Origin of the sequence: Paraburkholderia caffeinilytica (genome assembly GCF_003368325.1) — a bacterium.
In the GTDB taxonomy this organism is placed as follows: domain Bacteria; phylum Pseudomonadota; class Gammaproteobacteria; order Burkholderiales; family Burkholderiaceae; genus Paraburkholderia; species Paraburkholderia caffeinilytica.
This window is the reverse complement of the sequence record NZ_CP031467.1, coordinates 3,562,311-3,581,150: the sequence shown is the minus strand read 5'-3', so window position 1 is coordinate 3,581,150 and position 18,840 is coordinate 3,562,311. Positions and strand designations below refer to the sequence as shown.

At 63.4% G+C, this 18,840-nt stretch carries 20 protein-coding genes; 5 read left to right on the top strand and 15 right to left on the bottom strand.

All coding sequences use genetic code 11. The features are described 5' to 3' along the window. Window positions 1-49 precede the first annotated feature (49 nt). The 11 genes from DSC91_RS32280 to DSC91_RS32230 form a co-directional block, all read right to left on the bottom strand. Window positions 50-325 carry a helix-turn-helix domain-containing protein gene (locus DSC91_RS32280; protein WP_115782567.1) on the bottom strand — a complete coding sequence of 92 codons (276 nt, stop codon included), beginning with the start codon at window positions 323-325 and terminating at the stop codon, window positions 50-52. Then, window positions 322-1,299 (bottom strand): serine O-acetyltransferase EpsC, encoded by a 978-nt coding sequence (epsC, locus tag DSC91_RS32275; protein ID WP_115782566.1) that lies wholly within the window; start codon window positions 1,297-1,299, stop codon window positions 322-324. Before epsC ends, DSC91_RS32280 begins: the two co-directional genes overlap by 4 nt. 42 nt (window positions 1,300-1,341) lie before the next feature. Further along, window positions 1,342-1,809, bottom strand: coding sequence for a rhodanese-like domain-containing protein (locus tag DSC91_RS32270; protein WP_115782565.1), 468 nt, complete (start codon window positions 1,807-1,809; stop codon window positions 1,342-1,344). A 239-nt stretch (window positions 1,810-2,048) separates the two neighbouring features. Further along, window positions 2,049-2,297: a hypothetical protein gene (locus DSC91_RS32265; RefSeq protein ID WP_115782564.1), complete on the bottom strand. Its 249-nt coding sequence runs from the start codon at window positions 2,295-2,297 to the stop codon at window positions 2,049-2,051. Window positions 2,298-2,527: 230 nt separating this feature from the next. Then, window positions 2,528-4,120, bottom strand: coding sequence for a carboxylesterase/lipase family protein (locus DSC91_RS32260; protein ID WP_115782563.1), 1,593 nt, complete (start codon window positions 4,118-4,120; stop codon window positions 2,528-2,530). A gap of 120 nt (window positions 4,121-4,240) precedes the next feature. Next, window positions 4,241-5,356 (bottom strand): porin, encoded by a 1,116-nt coding sequence (locus tag DSC91_RS32255; protein ID WP_115782562.1) that lies wholly within the window; start codon window positions 5,354-5,356, stop codon window positions 4,241-4,243. Between the two features lie 122 nt (window positions 5,357-5,478). Further along, a complete protein-coding gene (locus DSC91_RS32250; RefSeq protein WP_115782561.1) occupies window positions 5,479-6,585 on the bottom strand; it encodes a hypothetical protein in 1,107 nt (368 codons plus the stop codon). Next, window positions 6,572-7,891, bottom strand: a complete 1,320-nt coding sequence (locus DSC91_RS32245) for an MFS transporter (protein WP_115782560.1) — start codon at window positions 7,889-7,891, stop codon at window positions 6,572-6,574. The genes DSC91_RS32250 and DSC91_RS32245 overlap by 14 nt, the downstream gene beginning before the upstream one ends. 84 nt (window positions 7,892-7,975) lie before the next feature. Beyond that, entirely contained in the window at window positions 7,976-9,127 is a 1,152-nt protein-coding gene (locus tag DSC91_RS32240) for a DUF5624 domain-containing protein (protein WP_115782559.1), read from the bottom strand. A gap of 50 nt (window positions 9,128-9,177) precedes the next feature. Further along, on the bottom strand, window positions 9,178-10,056 hold the full coding sequence (locus tag DSC91_RS32235) for an amidohydrolase family protein (protein WP_115782558.1): 879 nt from the start codon (window positions 10,054-10,056) through the stop codon (window positions 9,178-9,180). A 22-nt stretch (window positions 10,057-10,078) separates the two neighbouring features. Next, window positions 10,079-10,855, bottom strand: a complete 777-nt coding sequence (locus DSC91_RS32230; RefSeq protein WP_115782557.1) for an HpcH/HpaI aldolase family protein — start codon at window positions 10,853-10,855, stop codon at window positions 10,079-10,081. A gap of 97 nt (window positions 10,856-10,952) precedes the next feature. Between DSC91_RS32230 and DSC91_RS32225 the strand changes: the two genes are divergently transcribed. Next, window positions 10,953-11,840 carry a LysR family transcriptional regulator gene (locus DSC91_RS32225; RefSeq protein WP_115782556.1) on the top strand — a complete coding sequence of 296 codons (888 nt, stop codon included), beginning with the start codon at window positions 10,953-10,955 and terminating at the stop codon, window positions 11,838-11,840. Between the two features lie 91 nt (window positions 11,841-11,931). Further along, window positions 11,932-13,107 carry a patatin-like phospholipase family protein gene (locus DSC91_RS32220; RefSeq protein ID WP_115782555.1) on the top strand — a complete coding sequence of 392 codons (1,176 nt, stop codon included), beginning with the start codon at window positions 11,932-11,934 and terminating at the stop codon, window positions 13,105-13,107. Between the two features lie 111 nt (window positions 13,108-13,218). Here DSC91_RS32220 and DSC91_RS32215 read toward each other — a convergent pair whose 3' ends face one another. The 4 genes from DSC91_RS32215 to DSC91_RS32200 form a co-directional block, all read right to left on the bottom strand. After that, window positions 13,219-13,956: a BON domain-containing protein gene (locus tag DSC91_RS32215; protein ID WP_115782554.1), complete on the bottom strand. Its 738-nt coding sequence runs from the start codon at window positions 13,954-13,956 to the stop codon at window positions 13,219-13,221. Window positions 13,957-14,035: 79 nt separating this feature from the next. Beyond that, window positions 14,036-14,521, bottom strand: a complete 486-nt coding sequence (locus DSC91_RS32210; RefSeq protein ID WP_115782553.1) for an aminoacyl-tRNA deacylase — start codon at window positions 14,519-14,521, stop codon at window positions 14,036-14,038. Between the two features lie 185 nt (window positions 14,522-14,706). Continuing rightward, window positions 14,707-15,045: a hypothetical protein gene (locus tag DSC91_RS32205; RefSeq protein WP_115782552.1), complete on the bottom strand. Its 339-nt coding sequence runs from the start codon at window positions 15,043-15,045 to the stop codon at window positions 14,707-14,709. Between the two features lie 208 nt (window positions 15,046-15,253). Beyond that, window positions 15,254-16,132 carry a LysR family transcriptional regulator gene (locus tag DSC91_RS32200; RefSeq protein WP_115782551.1) on the bottom strand — a complete coding sequence of 293 codons (879 nt, stop codon included), beginning with the start codon at window positions 16,130-16,132 and terminating at the stop codon, window positions 15,254-15,256. 111 nt (window positions 16,133-16,243) lie between these two features. Between DSC91_RS32200 and DSC91_RS32195 the strand changes: the two genes are divergently transcribed. The 3 genes from DSC91_RS32195 to DSC91_RS32185 are packed head-to-tail and all read left to right on the top strand — an operon-like array spanning window position 16,244 to window position 18,813. Further along, window positions 16,244-17,314, top strand: a complete 1,071-nt coding sequence (locus tag DSC91_RS32195; protein WP_115782550.1) for an alkene reductase — start codon at window positions 16,244-16,246, stop codon at window positions 17,312-17,314. 32 nt (window positions 17,315-17,346) lie between these two features. Continuing rightward, the gene (locus DSC91_RS32190; protein WP_373291816.1) at window positions 17,347-18,153 is read left to right on the top strand and encodes a pirin family protein; all 807 of its coding nucleotides are present in this window, start codon (window positions 17,347-17,349) and stop codon (window positions 18,151-18,153) included. Between the two features lie 54 nt (window positions 18,154-18,207). Further along, window positions 18,208-18,813 (top strand): isochorismatase family protein, encoded by a 606-nt coding sequence (locus tag DSC91_RS32185; protein ID WP_115782548.1) that lies wholly within the window; start codon window positions 18,208-18,210, stop codon window positions 18,811-18,813. Window positions 18,814-18,840 lie beyond the last annotated feature (27 nt).

Sequence of the window (18,840 nt, the reverse complement as noted above, 5' to 3'; positions counted from 1 at the left end):
TGGCCGTTCAACATGCTATAGACGGCAATGAGGACGGCAAAGCGCAGGTCTAACGGGCGGACGCAGGGTCGATGAGTACGGCGTGCTGGCGTGCGGCAACGCTCACGCCGTCGGACGAATGGCCGAGCAAGCGTTCGACCGGCACGTTGAAAGCACGGGCCAGCTTGTCGAGCGTGACAATCGACGCTATCGCGGAACCGCGCTCGATCTCGCCGACATACGAGCGGTTGAGTCCGGCGTATTCGGCCAATTGCTCCTGCGACCAGCCGGACGCCTCGCGAAAGCGCCGCACCGCGGCGCCGAAGTCCCTCACGAGCACGCTCATCGGCCCGCTCCGGCCGTGGCCGGCTCCGCGTCCGCACGATCGCGTGGCGTGAGCTCGCGAACCGCGGCGGCGCTGGTGCCTTCGTTGCGCGACACGGCCTGCGTTACGTGCGAACCTGGCGCGACATCCTGCGTGACCCACACATTGCCGCCGATCACCGCGCCCTGCCCGAGCGTGACGCGCCCAAGAATGGTGGCGCCCGCGTAGATCACGACGTCGTCCTCGACAATCGGATGCCGTGCATGGCCCTTTTCCAGATGCCCCTGCGCGTCGCGCGGAAAACGCTTCGCACCCAGCGTAACGGCCTGATAGACCCGCACGCGTTCGCCGATGATGGCCGTTTCGCCGATCACCACTCCCGTCCCATGATCGATGAAGAAACCCGCGCCGATCCGCGCGCCAGGATGGATGTCAATACCGGTCTGCGCATGCGCGAGTTCGGCGATGATGCGCGCCAGCAGCGGCAGCCCCAACCCATAGAGCTCATGGGCGAGCCGATGGTGGATCATCGCCAGCACGCCGGGATAGCACAGCAGGACTTCATCCACGCTGCCCGCCGCCGGGTCACCGTGAAACGCGGCTAGTACGTCGCTATCAAGCAAGCTGCGAATCGCCGGCAAGCGCGCCGCGAAAGCGCGCACCGCGATACCCGCCTGCGCCTCGATCGTCGCGGCGGGCGGCGGCTGATGACGGCTGCGATAGTGAAGCTCCAGACGCGCCTGGCTCAGCAAGGCGTGCAGCGCGGCGTCGAGCGCATGGCCGACATAGAAGTTTTCGCTTTCCTGACGCAGATCGGGCGGTCCGAGCCGCATTGGAAAAAGCACGCCCTTGAGCGTCTCGATGATCTCCGCGAGCGCTTCGCGCCCCGGCAATTCGCGCCCACCCGGCTCGAGCGAGCGCTTCTGCACTTCGCGCCATTGCTGGCGGACTGCCTGAAGCGCGTGAACAATTTCATCGACGTCAAACACAGCCACAGCGATTACTCCCCGTAAAGTGCAGCGTGAACGATCAGGCTGTCAGTCCTGAATCCATGGCAGCCCATGAAAGCGCCAGCCGTTGCTGGCGCCGCGCCGTTGCGCGCCGTCCAGCTCCCCTTCAAAACCTTCCAGAACGTTGAATACCTGCGTGAAGCCGGCTTTCGCCGCGGCCTCGGCGGCCAGCGCCGAACGGTTGCCGCTGCGGCACAGCAGCAGCACGACGGCATCCTTGCCGGCCTTCGCTTCCAGTTCGCGCACGAAACGCGGATTGCGCGTCAGGCTCGTGCCCGTCGCCCACGCGACATGCAGGCTGTCCGGCACGAGTCCGACGAATTTGCGTTCTTCGGCGGTGCGCACGTCCACCAGCACGGCGTCGCCTGCCTGGACGAGCGCCCACGCATCCTGCGGCGGCAGGCCGCCGGCATAGGGCAAGCCGGCTTGCGCGGCGCTCGCGCGGGCGGCTTCAAGCAGCGCATGGGTGGGTCGTTCTGCGAGTTCAAGCGTCATGACGTCTCCTTCGATATCGCGCGAATCAGTACGCGCTGGTCAAAGCCATCTGCGATTGCAACCGCCTATAGCCATCAGGAGACACTATGAAAGAGAGCCGGCCGAAGCCGAACCAATTAATTGTCATTTCTAAAGAAGCATCGGTTCGGATGCTCCGGCTTGGTCCGTTGGCTCCGGCTTGAAGGAGCCCTGCACCGCCCGCCCGTCGCGGATTTGCCGCGCCACCGCCGGCATGCGGATTAGTCGCGTGGGATCTCGAGGGGCACGACAAACATGCCGGCGGTGTATTCCATATGGAAATAGCCGCAGCGCGCGTAGGCCGCAATGCGTTCGAGTTGTTCGGGCGATGGGGAGTGATGGGCCGCGGCAGCCGTCTCGTCTGAGGATTGCTCAGACGAGACGTGCGCGTGTTTTGACCATTGCTTCTGCAGGCTTCGCACAGGATGCCGAAGTCCGCCCCAGATATGCGTCGCTGAAAGTGTGGCCATGCGACCTCCGTCGATTCATTGCGATATGAATGAATCTAGCGACCTGGATACGGAATCGCAAACAAGCTTTTGTGGATTGGTTTTCGGAGAACGGATCAAACCGTAATCAGTGCTGGCGCTGCCCGTGGCGAGTCCGTGCGGTGCCTCCGTGTCAATGCACCCGCGTACCACGGCCAGCGCGCTTCCTGGCGGTCCTGGCGGTCCTATAGGCCTCATATGCCCTATAGGCCTTATAGGCCGTGCGACGGCGCCTCGCCGTACCAGTAGCTGCACTGATGCGCGGTGTACGCATCGTACGTGTTCGAAACCGGATAACCGAAGTCAAGCGTTCGCCGGGTCGCCGACGTGTACAACGGCCAGTTCGCCACCGCACTGCCCGAATTCGGATTACCGGTGTGCGCGAACCCCGCAAGCGCGGTTGTCATCGCCGCGGACAGACTCGCCTGATTTGCCGTCGGGCTCGGAATCAGTTGCCACCAGTAGTCGACATCCGACGAGTGAAAGGCGCCATAGTTCATGGCGGTCGGCGGCAAGATTGAGATCAGGCTGTGCACGCTGTACGGCGCGGGATCGGAGAAGCGATACATGTAAGCTGCGGGCGAATACTTCGCGAGGTTGTCGGCGTCCTGCATTTCGCCGCAGGTGAACAGGTAGTCGCCGGCAACTTTGGCCAACGCCTGGCTAGGCGACGTGAACTGGCTCGCCGGATAGAGCGCCGCGGTGGCGGCGCCGGGCACGCCGAGGAAGTTCTGGATCGCCGTTTCGTAGCCTGCGGATGTGACGGGATTGCCCTGCGCGTCGAATGCCGCGGCGACGAAGTAGGTTCCTTCGTCCTCGGTGAAACCGGAGATCACCGGCACCCGGTTGTACTGGCCACTGGCAAATGCCGCGCTCGTCGAACCCGGCAGCACCTTGCCGTCGATCGTTGCATACCATGCGACCGGGTTGCCCTGCAGCAGTGCGGACGCCGGCAGATTCCGCAGGCAGGCGGCGCTGCCGGTGTCCGTGCAGCCCCACGTTCTGGCGTAGCCAATGCCGTCCGTTTCAGCCTGCTGCAAGGTCTCCTGTTGCCGGGTGAAGCCGCCGCTCATGGCGACGGCCTTCGCAAACAGGCCCGCCGCACCCGGCGATGCAAGTTGCACGTACACCGAATGACCGCCCGCCGAATCGCCGAAAATCGTCACGTTGCCAGGGTCGCCGCCGAACGCGGCGATATTTTTCTGCACCCAGGCAAGCGCGGCGGTCTGATCCATGATGCCGTAGTCGCCCGAGGCGCCGTTGGGATCTTCCGCCGCCAGCGCGGGATGGGCCAGAAAGCCGAGCGCATTGAGACGGTAATTGATCGTCACCACAATCGCGTTCGCCTTCTGGGCGAGCACACTGCCATCCGTCGCGGCGCCGGAGCCAAGAATGAAACCGCCACCGTGAATCCAGAACAGCACGGGCAATGCCGTAGTGCTTGCGGTCGTACCGGGTACATAGACGTTGATGAACAGACAGTCCTCGCTGCCGGTCGGAGCCGTCGCCGTCCCCTGCACACATGCCGAGCCGACGTGCGAGGCGTCGTACACGCTCGTTGTGTAGGCCGCGGCCGGTGCGGGCGGTTTCCAACGCAGCGCACCGGTCGGCGGCGCGGCATACCGCAAGCCGAGAAACTCGCGCACGCCGTTGACGGTGATGCCTTTGACCTGTCCTTGCTGGGTCGTGACGACGGTGGGGTCGGCGGGCGGCGCGGGGTGAACGCTGCCGCCGCACCCCAGAATGACCAGTGGAATCGCGATTGCAATGAGCCATCGAATGGCGCGCGGGTAATAGGTATTCATGCCTGTCTCCTGATATCCGGGGAACGCAACCGCCTGACGTTTGCTCCGGATTGGGTCCAACTGGCGGTTTGGAATGGATTGGTGTCGATACGCCGCGATTTCGCTACCGGCGCGTCAGGGCTAGAACAGCGTGCGGAGCCCCACCCGTACCGCGGTCGACGACTGACCTGTGCCCACATACACGCCATTGGCAAACACCGGCGCCGCACCGCCGCCGAGGAACACCGGTGCCGCGCCACCCGATGCGCGCAGATAGGTCGCGCTGGTGTAGACATCGGTGCGCTTCGACAGCGCGTAATCGAGCAGGAGCGTCCCGTTCTGCCACTTCTGCGCGCCGAGCTTGCTGTACCAGTAGCCACCCATCAGCGTCGTGGCAGGGGTGAGTTGAAACACCTCGTTCACTTCATAGGTCGGCATCGAACCGTTGTCGTGTCCGATACGGAAGTGCGTGTCGGTGAACAGCAGCCGGGTCAGGCTCCTGCCGAAGCGGTAACTGCCACCCACACCGAAACTGCTGACGCTGCTCGCCAGCACCGGCGTGGCAGGCAGATCGGGGAAGAACGTGGTGCCGGCCTGGCTCGGCCCATTCAAGCCGAGATCGTGCGTATCGGTGTACGCGGCACCGAGGTTCAGCGGGCCATTCGAATAGCGCAGTCCGAACGCAATCACGCGCCCTGTTCCCGCTGATACGGATTGCGAAGGAAATGCATATAGCGCACCCGCCTGCAATCCCAGGTAGTTCGGCGACGTGTACTTGATCGCGTTATTGATGTGCAACGTGCCCGCGAGGTGATCGAAGTCGCCTGGATGCCATGAGTACTGGCCGGCGACCTGCCCCATGGCAAATTGCGTGAGGTTGTCCCAGAAGAAGTCGTACTGCTTGCCGAGCGTGAACCGGCCGTACGTTTGATTCTCGACACCCAACCACGCCTGACGGCTAAACAGCACGCCCGATTGCACCATCGTGCCCGAGTAGAGATTGAAGCCGTTCTCCAGAACGAAGACGACCCGTGTCCCGCCACCGATATCTTCCACGCCGCGCAAGCCCCACCGATTCGACTGGATCGAGCCGTCGTTGGCGACGAAGTTCGAATGGCCGTTCACGTTGCTGAAGTAAGTGATGCCCGCATCGATAATGCCGTACAGCGTCACGCTGCTTTGTGCATGCGCAATCTGGCTGCTCATGCTCAATGCCAGTACCGCGGTTGCGCTTAGGCTCAAGGCAAACTTTTTCATTGCTCGTCTCCAATGGTTCTATTTTTAAAAGGCAAAACGGTGCCCTCCCTCGCTGGAGGGATAGCTGTTCCCTGTCGGGAATGCCCGGCGAGCCGCCGGGCGCGGGGGATGTCGGTCAGGCGCTAACCGTTGAACCGGTATAAGGTCGAATCAGTGCGAAAGCGGATCTCGTCGCTCAGGCTGTTGCTGACCACCAGATAGCGCTGAGCGTCGACGACGAAGCTGGCGGCATCGGTCGCAGCGGATGTCGCGAAGTCGCCCACCAGTTCGAAGCAGGCATCCCGCCACCGGAAAATCTCCGATTGCGGCACGACAGCCGGTGCTTTCGGCGTTCCGGTGATAAAGCACGCGCGCACCAGATAGCGCCCCTCCTTGCCGTCGATCAGGCACAGTTCGCGGCCGCCGGGACCGCCCAGCACCTGCATCTCGACAAACTGCGCGCCGTCGAACCGGTAAAGCGTGGTGTGTTTGAGCAGGTTCGCGTGCACCATCCAGAGCGCGCCCTCTGCTTCGAAGAAGCGGAACGCACGGCCGCCGTTTTCGTCGAACGTTTGTAGTGGTACAAACGTCTCGCCGTTCCAGCGATGCACCGACGATCCGCTAACGTGGTCCGCATACGCGAGATAGTGCTCGCCCCCGAATGACGCCAACGCGAAGTTGTAGCCCCACTGCCCATTGAAAGTCTGAAACGGCACGAAGCGCTCGCCGTTCCATTCGAACAGGCACGATTCGCGCGGATGTTTCGGCACGACACCGTCGATCACCACGCCTTGCGCCAACGCGAGGAAATGGCGTGAGTCGAGCGAAAAAGCAGACCACTGCTTTGCCGCGAATACCGGGAAGCGTTGCAATGGCACCCACGCGCCGGCGAGGCGTTCATACACCACCGCCTCGGTATCGAGATCGTACGGCCCCTTGCCAGTTCGAATGCCGGCCGTCGCGAGGAAGCGCCTGCCGTCGATCTCGAAGTACTCGATGTCTTCGCCGCCGGGCAGCGGCAGCGCTTCGTGTTCAACGAAACGGCCGTCCTGCCAGCGGTAGATCGGTGCTTCGATGTCGCTGTCGCCGCCGTTCATGTAAGGCGCCTCACCCGGCACATCGCGTGCGAGTTGCGGCACGCCGAGAAAAGTGCCCTCGTCCGTCGTAAAGACTTCGACCGCACGCGCGCCGCTGGTCGGCAGCTGCTGCAGTGTCGTGAGCAGGCCTGCACCCAATTCAGTTCTTGCCATGACCCGCCTCTCCCAACTCCGAACCCGTGATCGCAAATGACGCAGTCGGCGTGACCGCCCCACTCTCGTTTTCGCGCGGCCGCAGCATATTGGCGAGACTGATGCCCAGCGCTGCGCCCACGGCGAGGATCGCCGCCAGCATGAAAAGTGTTTCGAACGACAGATGCTGCGACAGCAGAATGCCGCCGACCACCGGCCCCACAATCGAACCGATGCGTCCGATCGCCAGCGTCCAACCGACGCCGGCCGCCCGCACGTCGGCGGGAAAGAGATAGCTGGCAATCGCCGGAAACGTCAACTGCCCGCCGACCAGAAACGCGCCGACGGCAAAGAGCATCGCAAGCGCGACATTCCCCGCGCCGATGATCTGGCCCAACGCCACCGTCAACACCGCGCCGCCCACAAAAGAAATCGCCACAGGCACGAACGGCCCGCGCTTGCCGACCACGGTCGAAATCACCAACGCGCCACCTATCGCGCCTAAATTGAGCAAGACCGAACCGAGCGCCGCGCGTCCCGGTTCGACGCCGTTCATATTGAGAATGGTCGGCATGAAGCTGACCAGGAAGCCCGACAGGATCATGCTCGACAACACACCGAACCACAGTGCCAACGTCGCCGGAAGCCGGCCGCCGGCGAACACGCCGCCCACCACGTTCAGGCCGGGCGCCGCGGTGTGCACCCGCGTGGTCGCCCGTTCGGCGCGGCTGGCGATTTGCGCCGGAATCACGAGAAGCACCGGAATCAGCGCGAGCAAGGCGAACGCGCCACCCATCAGGAACACGAACGGCCAGCCGAAGCGCACCATCAACGCCGCGGTGATCGCGCCGCCCACCACCGCGCCAAGCGGAAAGCCGATGAACATCAGAATCACCAGCGAAGCGCGGCGTTGCGGCGAACTGCTCTCAGCCGTGATCGCCGCAACCGGCGGAATGGCGCCGCCCATGCCGAGGCCGCCGATGAACCGGAGCGCGGCCAGCATCGTCGCTGAAGTCGCAAACGCACAACCAAGCGTGAAAATGCCGGTTACCGCGAGCGCCAGCAGCAGCATCGGCCGTCGCCCGAAACGGTCCGCCAGCGGCCCGACGATCAGCGAGCCGAGCACCGTGCCGATGAACCCGGCGCCGAACACGCGGCCCAGGGTTGCGTGATCGATCTGCAGCGACTTCGCCAGCAATGGCGCGACGAACGACAGCATCAACGTGTCGAAGCCGTCGATCATCGACACCGCGAAGCACACCAGCGTGATGCGCAGCACGTTGCTGACCGGTGGACCCGCCGACGGCTCTTGTAAAAGTGCATTCATGAATGCCTGTCTCCTTCATCAAGGGCATTTTGTTATGGCCCGCGCGGCTGCCTTTACGCGCGGGTGTCGAACCGGCATGCGTCGCTACAACTGCGCGGCGCCCGGAAAAGTCACATTCGTAAAGCCTGGGATTTCAACCTTTTGCGGCTGATTACCGTTGCTGTACAACTGATCGACGATGTAATCGGCGACGCAGTTGGACAGCAGTTGCGTCGGATCTTCCATGATGCGGCGCAGGCGCGCCGTGGTCGCATCGCGATCGTCGATCGACGTGATAGGTGGCATGCCGCCGGCTGGCGCAGGATCGAAGTGAAACGGACGCTGCCCGGGAAACAATGCGCGCGCGACATCGATACTCGAACGGGTGTTGAGCCACAACGCTCGATAGGTGCGCTCCAGTTCCGCCATGCCCGCGGCGTCCGGCAATTCGGCGACCGAGAACGACGGCGCATGCGGCGCGATAAACACGCGCTCCGGCAACAGCACGCGATTCGACGCGCACCACACCAGATAGCACATGTTGTTCGACGCCCACGTCACACCGGCTGTCGGTCTGCCCGACCGTCCGCTGACGAGCACCATCAGGCGGTTCCAGTCGAGTGCTTGCGCGCGCAACCAGTTGCCGATGCGGTAGACGATGTCGAGAAACGCAAGCCCGAACGTCGCGAACATCACGTCGTTCATCGGCACCGGAAACGCGCTCGTCGACGGCGCGGCAAAGTACTCGTTGTTCAGGCGCTCGAAGCTCAGCAGTGAGTGATCTTTCTCGATCCGATCAAGCAGTTCGATCGTCACGCCGCAGGTGTAGTCGACGAGATCGGCGATCTTCTGCTCGTGGCCCGCGAAGCTATCGACCGCGACGTGATCGCGCCAGAGCGCAAGCGAGTTCGCCGCGCGGGTTGCCTCGGCATGGCCGCGCAGATTCGACGCATCGCGTTGCCACGCGCCGTCGTGCGGCGACAGCTCGCGCATCCGCGCAAGGTAAGCCAGCGCCAGCGGCAAATGCGATACCGCCGTCAGCTCGATGAAACCACGCGTCGATTTGCGAAAACTCTCGACGGTCGGCGCACACCGCGCGCCGGGAAACAGCACGATATCGCTGCCGGTCGACACCAGTAAGGGATCGTCCGCTTGCTGCTGCGTCATCTGCTGCGTCAGATGCGTGCCGATGCTCTGCGGGTCCGACGTGAACGCGCGAAAGAGACCGGCAAACGCTGCGTTGGGTTGGTAGGACATAGTGGGGATGGGGTGCCTCGGTTGTCGCTCGGTTGTCACTCAGTGACTGCTCAGTAGTCGAACAGCCGCGCGGGGTTGTCGGACAGAATCATCTTGTGCACCACCGGATCGCCGGTCCATGCGCCGAGCAGATTCAGCAATTCGCCGGTGTCGCGCGTCGAATCGGGAATGTGCGGCCAGTCCGAACCCCAGATCACTTTTTGCGGCGCGGCCTTGATGATCGCTTCGGCCATCGGCGCCACCGCTTCATAGCCGCGATGTTTGGCGATCCGATACGGGGCACTGAGTTTGAGCCAGCAGTTGCCGTCTTTCAGCAGACTGAGGAGACGGTCGAAATCCGCCTGGGTGAGACCGTCTTCCTCGAGCATGTAGCCCATGTGATCGATGACGAAATCGGTCTGTACGTCGGCGAGAAACGGAATCAGATTGCGCACGACCCAGCCCGGCGCATAGAACTGCACGTGCCAGCCGAGGCTCGCGCACAAGCGCGCCATCCGCGTGATGTACTGCTGGATCTCGACGGTCGGCAACCCGGAACGCGCAAACAGATCGAGGCGTACCGCGCGAACGCCGGACTGATGGAAGCCATCCAGTGTGGCCGCGTCCGTGTTCTCCTCGATCATCACGACGCCACGCGCGATCGAGCCCGCCACGTGCAGCGCGTCGATCAGACACCGGTTGTCCGTACCGTAAAAACTCGGCTGCACGATCACGAAACGCTTCAGATGCAGCACGCTCATCATCTGCAGATAGTGCGAGAGCTTGCCGTCGGGCAGCGTGTAGTGCGGATGCTCGACCTTCGGATATTTGTCTTCGGAACCGAACACGTGCATGTGCGCGTCGCAGGCGAGCGGCGGCATCGTGAACGACGGCCGCGACAGGGTTTCATAGTCACGCATCGGCGTGGAAATCAGCGGGGTTTCTGCCATGATCTGAAAGTGGAAGTTCGAATTAAAGTTGACGTGCCTGCTCGACACGCTCGCGCAGCGCCGCCAGGTAGACATCGCTGTCGATGCCGGCAAAGACAAACGGCGCGGCGCCCTCGCGGCGCAATGCATTGAGTGCCTCGCACTCCGGCATGCCGCCCACGATCGCTACCTTGCCGTGCCGCTCTGCCGCCGCGATCACCTTGCGGCACGCGGCCACGACTTCCGGATGCGCCGATTCGCCGGTGTGGCCCAGATCGGCGGACAGATCGTTGCAACCGAGCGCGAGCACGTCGACGCCTTCGATGGCCGCGATCGCATCGGCCGCTTCGACACCGGCGCGGCTTTCGATCAGCACCTTGAGCACGGTCGCGTCATTCAGACGACGATTGAGTTCGCGAGCGGGAAGTTTCTCGTAGTTGACGTAGGGCAGCGTTGCCAGTTGCGAGCGCTGGCCGAGCGGCGGAAAGCGCGTGGCGATCACCGCGTCGCGCGCCTGGTCGGCGGTCTCCACACGCGGCACGATGATGCCGAGCGCGCCGCCGTCGAGCACGCGATTGATCGTGCCGTAATCGCGTTCCGGCACACGCACCCACGGCATCAGGCCGAGGTCGACCGCGCACGAGCACAGTTGCGACACGGTATCGACCGGCAGCGAGCTGTGTTCCATATCCACCCAGATCGTGTCGTAGCCGGCCGCCTTGGCCCAGCGGACCGCATCCGTCGTACGCGAGGCGCGAATTCCCAGCGCAATGATCTTGTGTCGCGCTCGCAGGCGTTCGACCAGTTCCGCACCGTTCATGCTGTCTCCGTCGTTATGTTGGTGGAAGACAGTATCGCCCGGGAAACAGTTTTGATTTATTCTCGAAACCAAGGTTATTGATTTACAGAGCAAATCAATGAATATCCGTCATCTGGAATTTTTCGTGGTGCTGGCGCAGGAGCTGCATTTCCGCCGCAGCGCCGAGCGGCTGGGCATTACGCAGGCGCCCTTGAGCCTTGCGATCCAGTCGCTGGAGGCGGAACTGGGCGCGCGGCTCTTCCACCGCACGCGCCGCACCGTCGTGCTGACCGAGGCGGGACTGGCGTTGCTGGACGACGCACGAGCGATCCTCGCGCGCATCGAACACGCGAAAGAAAGCGTCTGGGAGACCGTCAGCGGCGAGGTCGGGCGTTTGCGGGTCGGCTTTACCAACGCTTCGACGCTGTCACCGTTTTTTCCGCGGCTGATTCACGCGTACCGGACACAACGGCCGAAGGTCAATATCACGCTGCTGGAGCTGTCGTCGTCGCGGCAGATCGAGGCAATCGAGCAGCGCGAAATCGACGTCGGCTTGCTGCGAATGCCCGAAAGCGCGCCCCCCACGGATCTGGTGTTCACGCCGCTGATGGACGAGCCGCTCGTGCTCGCCATGCATGCGCGGCACCGGCTCGCCCATGCCGCTTCGATCAAGCTGAAGGATTTGCGCGACGAACCGTTCATCGCCTATCCACGGCAAGCGGGGGTCGCGGTCTACGAAAAGATCATCGCGTTGTGCGCGAAGCGCGGATTCGAACCGCAGGTCGTCCAGGAGGCCCAGCAGGCGTCCACCCTGATCGGCCTGACCGCCACGGGACTCGGCATTGCGCTCGTGCCGTCGACGCTGCAGACCATCGCGGTGCCTGGGGTCGTGTTCAGACAGCTGGACGAGACCGACACCATCAGCACGCTGTACATCGTTCACCGCCATGGCGACGCCAATGCCCGGGCGATGCAGTTCGTGGAACTGGCGATGGGGCTTCGGTAGGGCAGCGGTGCTTGCGCGGCGCGAGCGGCGCCAGGCCGCCCCCACCCGTGGCAAAATCACCGGCACGCGGCATTCGTCCGGGAGACCTGCAATGGGCAACAAGACGCACGGCGAACCCAACGCCAAGGCGGCCGGCCAGCCGGAGGCCGCACCGGACATTCCCGGACAGGTTGTCCTTGTCTTCCAGGGAGGCGGCGCCCTCGGCGCGTACCAGGCGGGTGTCTATCAGGCGATGCATGACCGCAAGGTCAAACCCGACTGGGTGATCGGCACCTCGATCGGTGCGATAAACGGCGCGATCATCGCGGGCAATCTGCCTGAGAACCGCATGGCGCGATTGACCCAGTTCTGGAACGGCGTGGCGCGGCATGGCGTCGATGCGGCAAACTGGCTGTGGCCTGGGCTCGCCAACTGGTCGCGCGACCTGGCGATCGTCACGCAAGGCGTGCCGTCGTTCTTCACCCCACAAACCGGGTCATGGGCAAATATTCAGGCGCGCGTGGGCGCAGAGCGGGCGGCATTCTATTCGACGGAGCCACTGCGTGAAACTCTGTCTTCGCTGATCGATTTCGACTACCTGAATCGCAAGGCGACGCGGCTGACGGTTGGCACGGTCAATGTCCGCAGCGGACGCATGCGGTATTTCACCAATCGCGACGCGCCGATGGACGTCGAGCATGTGATGGCCTCCGCCGCTTTTCCACCCGGCTTTCCTTCGGTGCGGCTGGAGGGCGAATCGTACTGGGACGGCGGCATCTACTCGAACACACCGCTCGAAGCCGTGCTCGACGATCGGCCCCGATGCAGCTCGGTGATTTTTTCGGTGCAGTTGTGGCCATCGAGCGGTCCGGAACCCGAATCCATCCTGCAGGTCATGAGCCGGCAGCGCGACATTCAGTATTCGAGCCGGGCGGAAAGCCATCTCGACCGGCAGAAGCAGATTCATCGGCTGCGTCACGTGATTCGCGAACTCAGCCAGTATGTTCCCGAAGAGAAACGCGATACGCCGGAGGTTCAGGCGCTCCTCGGCTGGGGCTGCGGCACGACGATGCAGGTCCTGGAACTCGACGCGCCGGCGTTCGATAACGACGACTTGAACAGGGATATCGATTTTTCGTCGAATGGCATCGCGCGGCGCTGGGTCACGGGTTATGAAGACACGATTCGCTTACTGGAGCGCGCGCCCTGGCGCGAAACACTGGACCCCATGGAGGGCATCTCGGTCTTTCGAATGGCCTCCGTGGAGGGTGCCAAAGACAAGTCCTGAACTGGCGCGCCGATACGGTGCCGTCACGGCGGTCCGCTCCGGCACCGCACTAAACGCGTCTAACGCAAAGCTTGGCCGCCGCGCGATCTACCGCGCGGCGGCCACGTCGGATCAAGCCCCCACCTGAATGCGATTGACGACGCCATCGATCGCATCCAGACACCAGGCGTCCTGTTCCGCCAGCCGCCTTTCCGCTTCGGTCGCCACCCACCCTGCCAGCGTGATCCTGTGATTTTCCACATTGATGGTGATCTGCTCGGCGCGCACACGCCGATCGGTTTCGAGCACCAGGTGCAGCGCCTCGGAAATCTCATCGTCGCCGTCGACTTCGGCGGGCACCAGTTCCAGCAGATTCACCACGTCGCGGCAGCCGCCGACCCACCAGGCCGTCACACTCGCGAGGCGCCGGTGGGACAGGCTGCCCACCTGCCCCGTCAAGGTCACGACACCGTCATCCACCGTCACTTCGACGACGCCGCTGCCGTCGTTGCCCGCCTCGTCCATGGTGCCGTGCAGCACTTGCAGCTGGCCCTTGACGCGCGCACAGATCACGCAGTTGCGAAACTCCACCGTCTGCGCCAGCCGTTCGCAAAGACGCGTGCGCAACTCGCCGTCGCCGACCGACGGATTGGCGGCAACCCGCAGTTGATCGACCAGACGCATTCCCTCGCAGTGCATCTGCGTCAATTGAAGAAGGCGTTTCTTGGATGCGACATCCGGCACCTCGCCCGTCACGGTCAAGGCACCGCCGTCGATGCTCATACGAATGGGATGATTGTGCAGCTTCAGGTGTGATTCGCGTTCGAAGGCGGCCATCACCTGCTTCAGGACCGTATCGCTGCGTTGCATGATCAGCCTCGCGCAATGGTTGGAGACGCAGCGCTTCATGCCGCACTGCACCGTGCCACACCGTATCGACGAACGCCGGTCAGGTCGACATGCCCTGCATGCGGCGGGCGAAGCGTATCCGCTCGGCCTGGTCCATCAGATTCAGGAATTGATCCGTACCCATGTGAATCAACTCTTCGTGATCGCCGGCCTCGAAATAGACGTCCGGATGCTGGGCCAGGCTCTCGTCGAGATAGGTTCGCATGCCATAGGCCGTGCATACCGGCGGAAGCGCGCCTATGTCGCAATCCTTGAACAGTTCGCGCAGATCGACCTCTTTGGCCAGCATGAGATGGCGTCCGGTCTTTGCCCAAAGCTCGGACAGCCGCACGGCGTAGGTCGATGGCAGTACCGCCGCCACATAGCCGTGTTCGTCTTCAAACAACACTGTTTTGGCGAGGCGGTCACCGGGAATATGCGCCGCTGCCGCGGTTTCGATGCTGGAATGGCTATGCGGATGATGCACGATTTCGTACTGGGAGCCCTTGCTGCGCAGGCACTCCTGAAGCGTGGCGGACATTGACATGGCGCACCTCCTCCGGAAGGAAGGAAACGGGAGACTATCGCTTGAGATCCCTTAAGGATAGGTCGCTTTGGTCCGCGTGTGAAAACATGCAACGCGGCGCCAGGAAGGTGTCAGAACGGGCTCGCGATGCCGTAAAGGAGGCCACGCCAGGCCTGGTGCCGGTCGTGGCCACGCTGCCCGCCACCCTACGCCGGCGCGAATATCACGGCGCCTACGCCCTCGACGTGCGTGAAGCTTCGAACAAACCGGTAAGTCTGGCCGCCGACCGATATCCGGTTCAGGCCCGCGTGAGTCAGTTCGAGAATCTCGTCAGCCACGTCCATCGCGATGGTGCCGTGACCCGTCAACGCGTTGTCCTCGTCCGCCGGGTCGCCGATGTAGACAGCACAGACCCCTGTGCCGTGACGCATCATGACGACGCTTCGCCCCTTATCCAGCGAAAGTTCAAGGTATTCGACCAGCGTCAGCAGCGACCCTGGCGTCTGCCCCCGCAGATCGTCAGCCAAACCAGAATCAGCAGCCATATTGCCGTCCCCCGTCAAATGCGTCGGTCCCGAACAGGAAGCTCGCCCCGAGGGCGAAGATGTCTTCACTATAGGCTCCCATCTTCGAATGCGGAACATCGTCGCCGCCATTCGCGAACAGGCCGGACGGCGCGAGGCGTAGGGACGTCTATCCGCAAAGCCTGGTGCGCAACACGACGACTCGGGAATGCAGCGCCGGTGCCAGACGCTACGCCTCCAGGCGCTCACGCAAGAATTCAATGAAGCGCTGCGTTTTCGCTGGCAACAGTCGCGTCTCGGTGATGGCGTAGACAGGAATGGCCGGCGCCTGCCAGTCTGGCAACACCCGGCGCAATAGCCCGGCCGCGACGTCGTCGGCGACGATTTCTTCGGCCAGCACGGCGATGCCAAGATCGAGCGTCGCCAGTCGCCGGATCATACCGACGCTGTTCAGCAGGAAACGGCCGCCTACATCGACCTCGATCGTTTCGTTTTCCTTGTGAAGAGTCCAGCCGCCGACCTCCGCCGGACCGAGGCGCACGCACTCATGCCGCAAGAGGTCGGCCGGCTCGCCTGGCTCGCCGTAGTGTTCGATATAACGCGGCGATGCGTAGAGATAGCGCGGCAGTCGGGCAAGCTGTCGTGCGATCAGATTCGAGCTCGGCAGCTCGCCCATGCGGATCGCGACGTCGACGTGCTCGGTGACCAGATCGACGCGGCGCGGCGTCAGGTCGAACTCGAAGCTGATGCCGGGATAGCGCCGCGCGAATTCCGCGAGCAAAGGCGCGAGGAAGATATTCGCGAAATCCACCGGCAACGACGCATGTAACACACCAACGGGCTGGGCCAGCATTTCGCCGAGTTGCTCGTGGGCAAGCCGCGCTTCTTCCACGATGCGCCTCGCGCGCTCGAAATAAAGCTGGCCTGCTTCGGTCAGCTCGATCTTGCGCGTGGTGCGATAGAGAAGGCGCAACCCGATCGCCTTCTCCAGCGCACTGATCCGGCGCGACAGCGTCGAGTTCGGCACCCCGATGGCCTCTGCCGCGCGACGGAAGCTTTTCGCTTTGACCACCGCGACGAACAGCGCCATGTCGTTCAGAAACTCCACCTCACTGCTCCATAAATGGCTCAATGGTTTCCATTTTGCCATCTTTATCCCATTCATGATTTTCCGGATGATGGCCCTATCCGATAAACACATCACCACTGGGAACACACCATGAGTCAGCTTTTCACCCCCGTCCGCATTGGCGGCCTGTCCATCCCGAACCGTATGGTGATGGCCCCGATGACCCGCTCGCGCGCCGATGACGCGGGCGTTCCAGACAACAATGTCGTCACCTACTACGTCCAGCGCAGCAGTGCAGGTCTGATCATCACCGAAGGCGTGTTTCCGTCCGCGGCCGGCAAGGGCTATGTGCGCACGCCCGGCATCCATAGCGATGCCCAGGTGGCCGAATGGAAGCGGATCACCGACGCCGTGCATGCCCGCGGCGGACGCATCTTCATGCAGCTGATGCACAGCGGACGTATCTCGCACCCGTCGCTGCAACCGGATGGCGCGCTGCCGGTGGCGCCGTCGGCCATCAAGCCGGCGGGACAGACCTGGACCGGCAAAGGCATGGAAGAATTCGTGACGCCCCGAGCACTGCGTCTGGATGAGATCGCCGGCGTGGTCGATGAGTACCGTATGGCGACGCGTCGCGCGCTCGAAGCGGGCTTCGACGGCGTCGAATTGCATGCTGCTTCGGGTTATCTGCCTGAACAGTTCCTCTCGTCCGGCAGCAATCAGCGCGACGATGAATACGGCGGCTCCGTTGCGAACCGCGCCCGCTTCGTTCTCGACGTGCTGGAGGCAATGGTTGCGGAGGCCGGCGGCGATCGCGTCGGCATCAAGATCTCGCCGGAAATGAACTTCAACGACATTGCCGACGCGGCGCCGCAGGAAACCTACGCGTATCTCGTCGAGCGCCTGCGCGGCCTCAATCTCGCGTATCTGCACGTCGCGCTGTTCGGCACGAGCGTCGATTACCACGCCATGCTGCGGCCGCGTTTCGACGGCGCCTATCTGGTCGGCGGAGGACTCGACCAGGCCGCCGCTGAAAACCTGCTGGCCGAGGGGCGCGCCGACGCTACGGTCTTCGGCGGTGCATTCCTCGCCAACCCGGATTTGCCTGAGCGGTTTCGTGTGGGTGCAGCGCTCAACATCCCCGACAAGAACACGTTCTACACACCCGGAGCCCAAGGCTATATCGATTACCCCGCCTTGAACGCGACCGGTAACGCCTGAGGAGCGCAGCCATGTCGACAGCCACCGCGCGCATGCAGCGCGCCAATCGGGGCAGCCATTTCCGCGCATATAGCCTGCATGGTTCCGATCCGTCGCAGCTCGATCCCTTCATGGGTGTCGACCACGCCTGGATGAGCGCGCCCACCTTCCCGCCGCATCCACACGCTGGTTTCTGCGCGGTGACCTATCTGTTCCTCGACTCGGAGACGGGCATTGCCAACCGCGATTCGCTGGGCAACAGCACGCTGATCGAGCCAGGCGGCCTGCATTGGACCGCTGCGGGGCGCGGTGTGATTCATGAAGAGAATCCCGCAGTGCCGGGAAGCACCGCTCACCTGTTGCAGATCTTCGTCAATCTGCCTCGGGAAAAGCAGAATGCAGCGCCGTTCGCGCTGAGCCTGGCCCCGGAGGATGTGCCGGTGGTGCAGCGCCTCGGTATCCGGGTGCGCATCCCGTTGGGCAGCTTCGACGGCGTGCGCTCCCCACTGACACCGCCGACCGACGTCACCTTGCTGGACATCGCGCTGGAGGCCGGCGCTGAACTCGCGCTGCCGGTGGCCGCGGGCGAGCGCGCCTTCTTCATGCCGATCCTGGGCAGTGCGGAGCTCGACGGCAAAGGCTTCAGTCTTGACGACCTCGGCGCCCCGATTCTGCCGACCGTGACCGCGGCGACGACGCACACGCTCGCCGCCAAAGCGGACGGCGCCAGGATCGCCGTGTTCATCGGCGAGCCGCTGCACCAGCCTGTGCTTGCAAACGGACCCATGGCTTTTGCGAGCCGGGAGAGCCTGATCGCGGCAACCGCCGCTTACCACCGTGGCGATATGGGAAGCCTGTGACAGGCAGCCCCGCCCCCGGGGGCGTGCGCCCCATCACCCCACAGGAGTTACATCATGAAGGTTGAACGATTCACTGCCGACAACACCGCCTTGCTGCTGATTGACCATCAGGTCGGCACGATGCAACTGATCAAGAATATTGACCGGGGACTCGCCGCCAGACAGTCGATTGCGCTCGCCAGGATGGCGAAGATCCTCAATCTGCCGGTCGTGATCACGTCCAGTCAGGAAGATCGCGCCCAAGGTCCGATTCTTCCGGAAATCGCCGCGATCCTGCCCGAAGCGCACGCGGCGCGGGTCAAGCGCCCCGGCGTCGTCAATGCCTGGGCCTACCCTGACTTCCGCGATGCGGTGCTCGCCACAGGGCGCAAGAACCTGATCATGGCAGGCGTCACCACCGACGTTTGCCTCATCTTCCCGGCCATCGATGCCGCGCTCGAAGGCTTTGCCGTGCAGGCAGTGATGGATGCCTCGGGATCGCCCAGCGACCTTTCCGAAGAGTTTGCGCGTCAACGGATGCACGATGCGGGCGTGGTGCTCACTGCCACCAACACGCTCATGGCGGAAATCGCACAGGACTGGTCCACCCCGGCCGGACAACAGCTGATCGCTTTGCTGTTCACCGATGTGTTCCCGGCCCTTGGCGCCGGCATCGCTTAAGTCCGAAGCCCCATCCTGCTCCGGAAA

Bases quoted from the DNA above. Each gene is read 5' to 3' on its own strand.
- DSC91_RS32230 (WP_115782557.1), bottom strand. From the start codon at position 10,855: ATGAACGGTGCGGAACTGGTCGAACGCCTGCGAGCGCGACACAAGATC.
- DSC91_RS32235 (WP_115782558.1), bottom strand. From the start codon at position 10,056: ATGGCAGAAACCCCGCTGATTTCCACGCCGATGCGTGACTATGAAACC.
- DSC91_RS32220 (WP_115782555.1), top strand. From the start codon at position 11,932: ATGGGCAACAAGACGCACGGCGAACCCAACGCCAAGGCGGCCGGCCAG.
- DSC91_RS32215 (WP_115782554.1), bottom strand. From the start codon at position 13,956: ATGCAACGCAGCGATACGGTCCTGAAGCAGGTGATGGCCGCCTTCGAA.
- DSC91_RS32210 (WP_115782553.1), bottom strand. From the start codon at position 14,521: ATGTCAATGTCCGCCACGCTTCAGGAGTGCCTGCGCAGCAAGGGCTCC.
- DSC91_RS32225 (WP_115782556.1), top strand. From the start codon at position 10,953: ATGAATATCCGTCATCTGGAATTTTTCGTGGTGCTGGCGCAGGAGCTG.
- DSC91_RS32265 (WP_115782564.1), bottom strand. From the start codon at position 2,297: ATGGCCACACTTTCAGCGACGCATATCTGGGGCGGACTTCGGCATCCT.
- DSC91_RS32250 (WP_115782561.1), bottom strand. From the start codon at position 6,585: ATGGCAAGAACTGAATTGGGTGCAGGCCTGCTCACGACACTGCAGCAG.
- DSC91_RS32270 (WP_115782565.1), bottom strand. From the start codon at position 1,809: ATGACGCTTGAACTCGCAGAACGACCCACCCATGCGCTGCTTGAAGCC.
- DSC91_RS32190 (WP_373291816.1), top strand. From the start codon at position 17,347: ATGCAGCGCGCCAATCGGGGCAGCCATTTCCGCGCATATAGCCTGCAT.
- DSC91_RS32240 (WP_115782559.1), bottom strand. From the start codon at position 9,127: ATGTCCTACCAACCCAACGCAGCGTTTGCCGGTCTCTTTCGCGCGTTC.
- DSC91_RS32205 (WP_115782552.1), bottom strand. From the start codon at position 15,045: ATGGCTGCTGATTCTGGTTTGGCTGACGATCTGCGGGGGCAGACGCCA.
- DSC91_RS32280 (WP_115782567.1), bottom strand. From the start codon at position 325: ATGAGCGTGCTCGTGAGGGACTTCGGCGCCGCGGTGCGGCGCTTTCGC.
- DSC91_RS32195 (WP_115782550.1), top strand. From the start codon at position 16,244: ATGAGTCAGCTTTTCACCCCCGTCCGCATTGGCGGCCTGTCCATCCCG.
- DSC91_RS32255 (WP_115782562.1), bottom strand. From the start codon at position 5,356: ATGAAAAAGTTTGCCTTGAGCCTAAGCGCAACCGCGGTACTGGCATTG.
- DSC91_RS32260 (WP_115782563.1), bottom strand. From the start codon at position 4,120: ATGAATACCTATTACCCGCGCGCCATTCGATGGCTCATTGCAATCGCG.
- DSC91_RS32185 (WP_115782548.1), top strand. From the start codon at position 18,208: ATGAAGGTTGAACGATTCACTGCCGACAACACCGCCTTGCTGCTGATT.
- DSC91_RS32245 (WP_115782560.1), bottom strand. From the start codon at position 7,891: ATGAATGCACTTTTACAAGAGCCGTCGGCGGGTCCACCGGTCAGCAAC.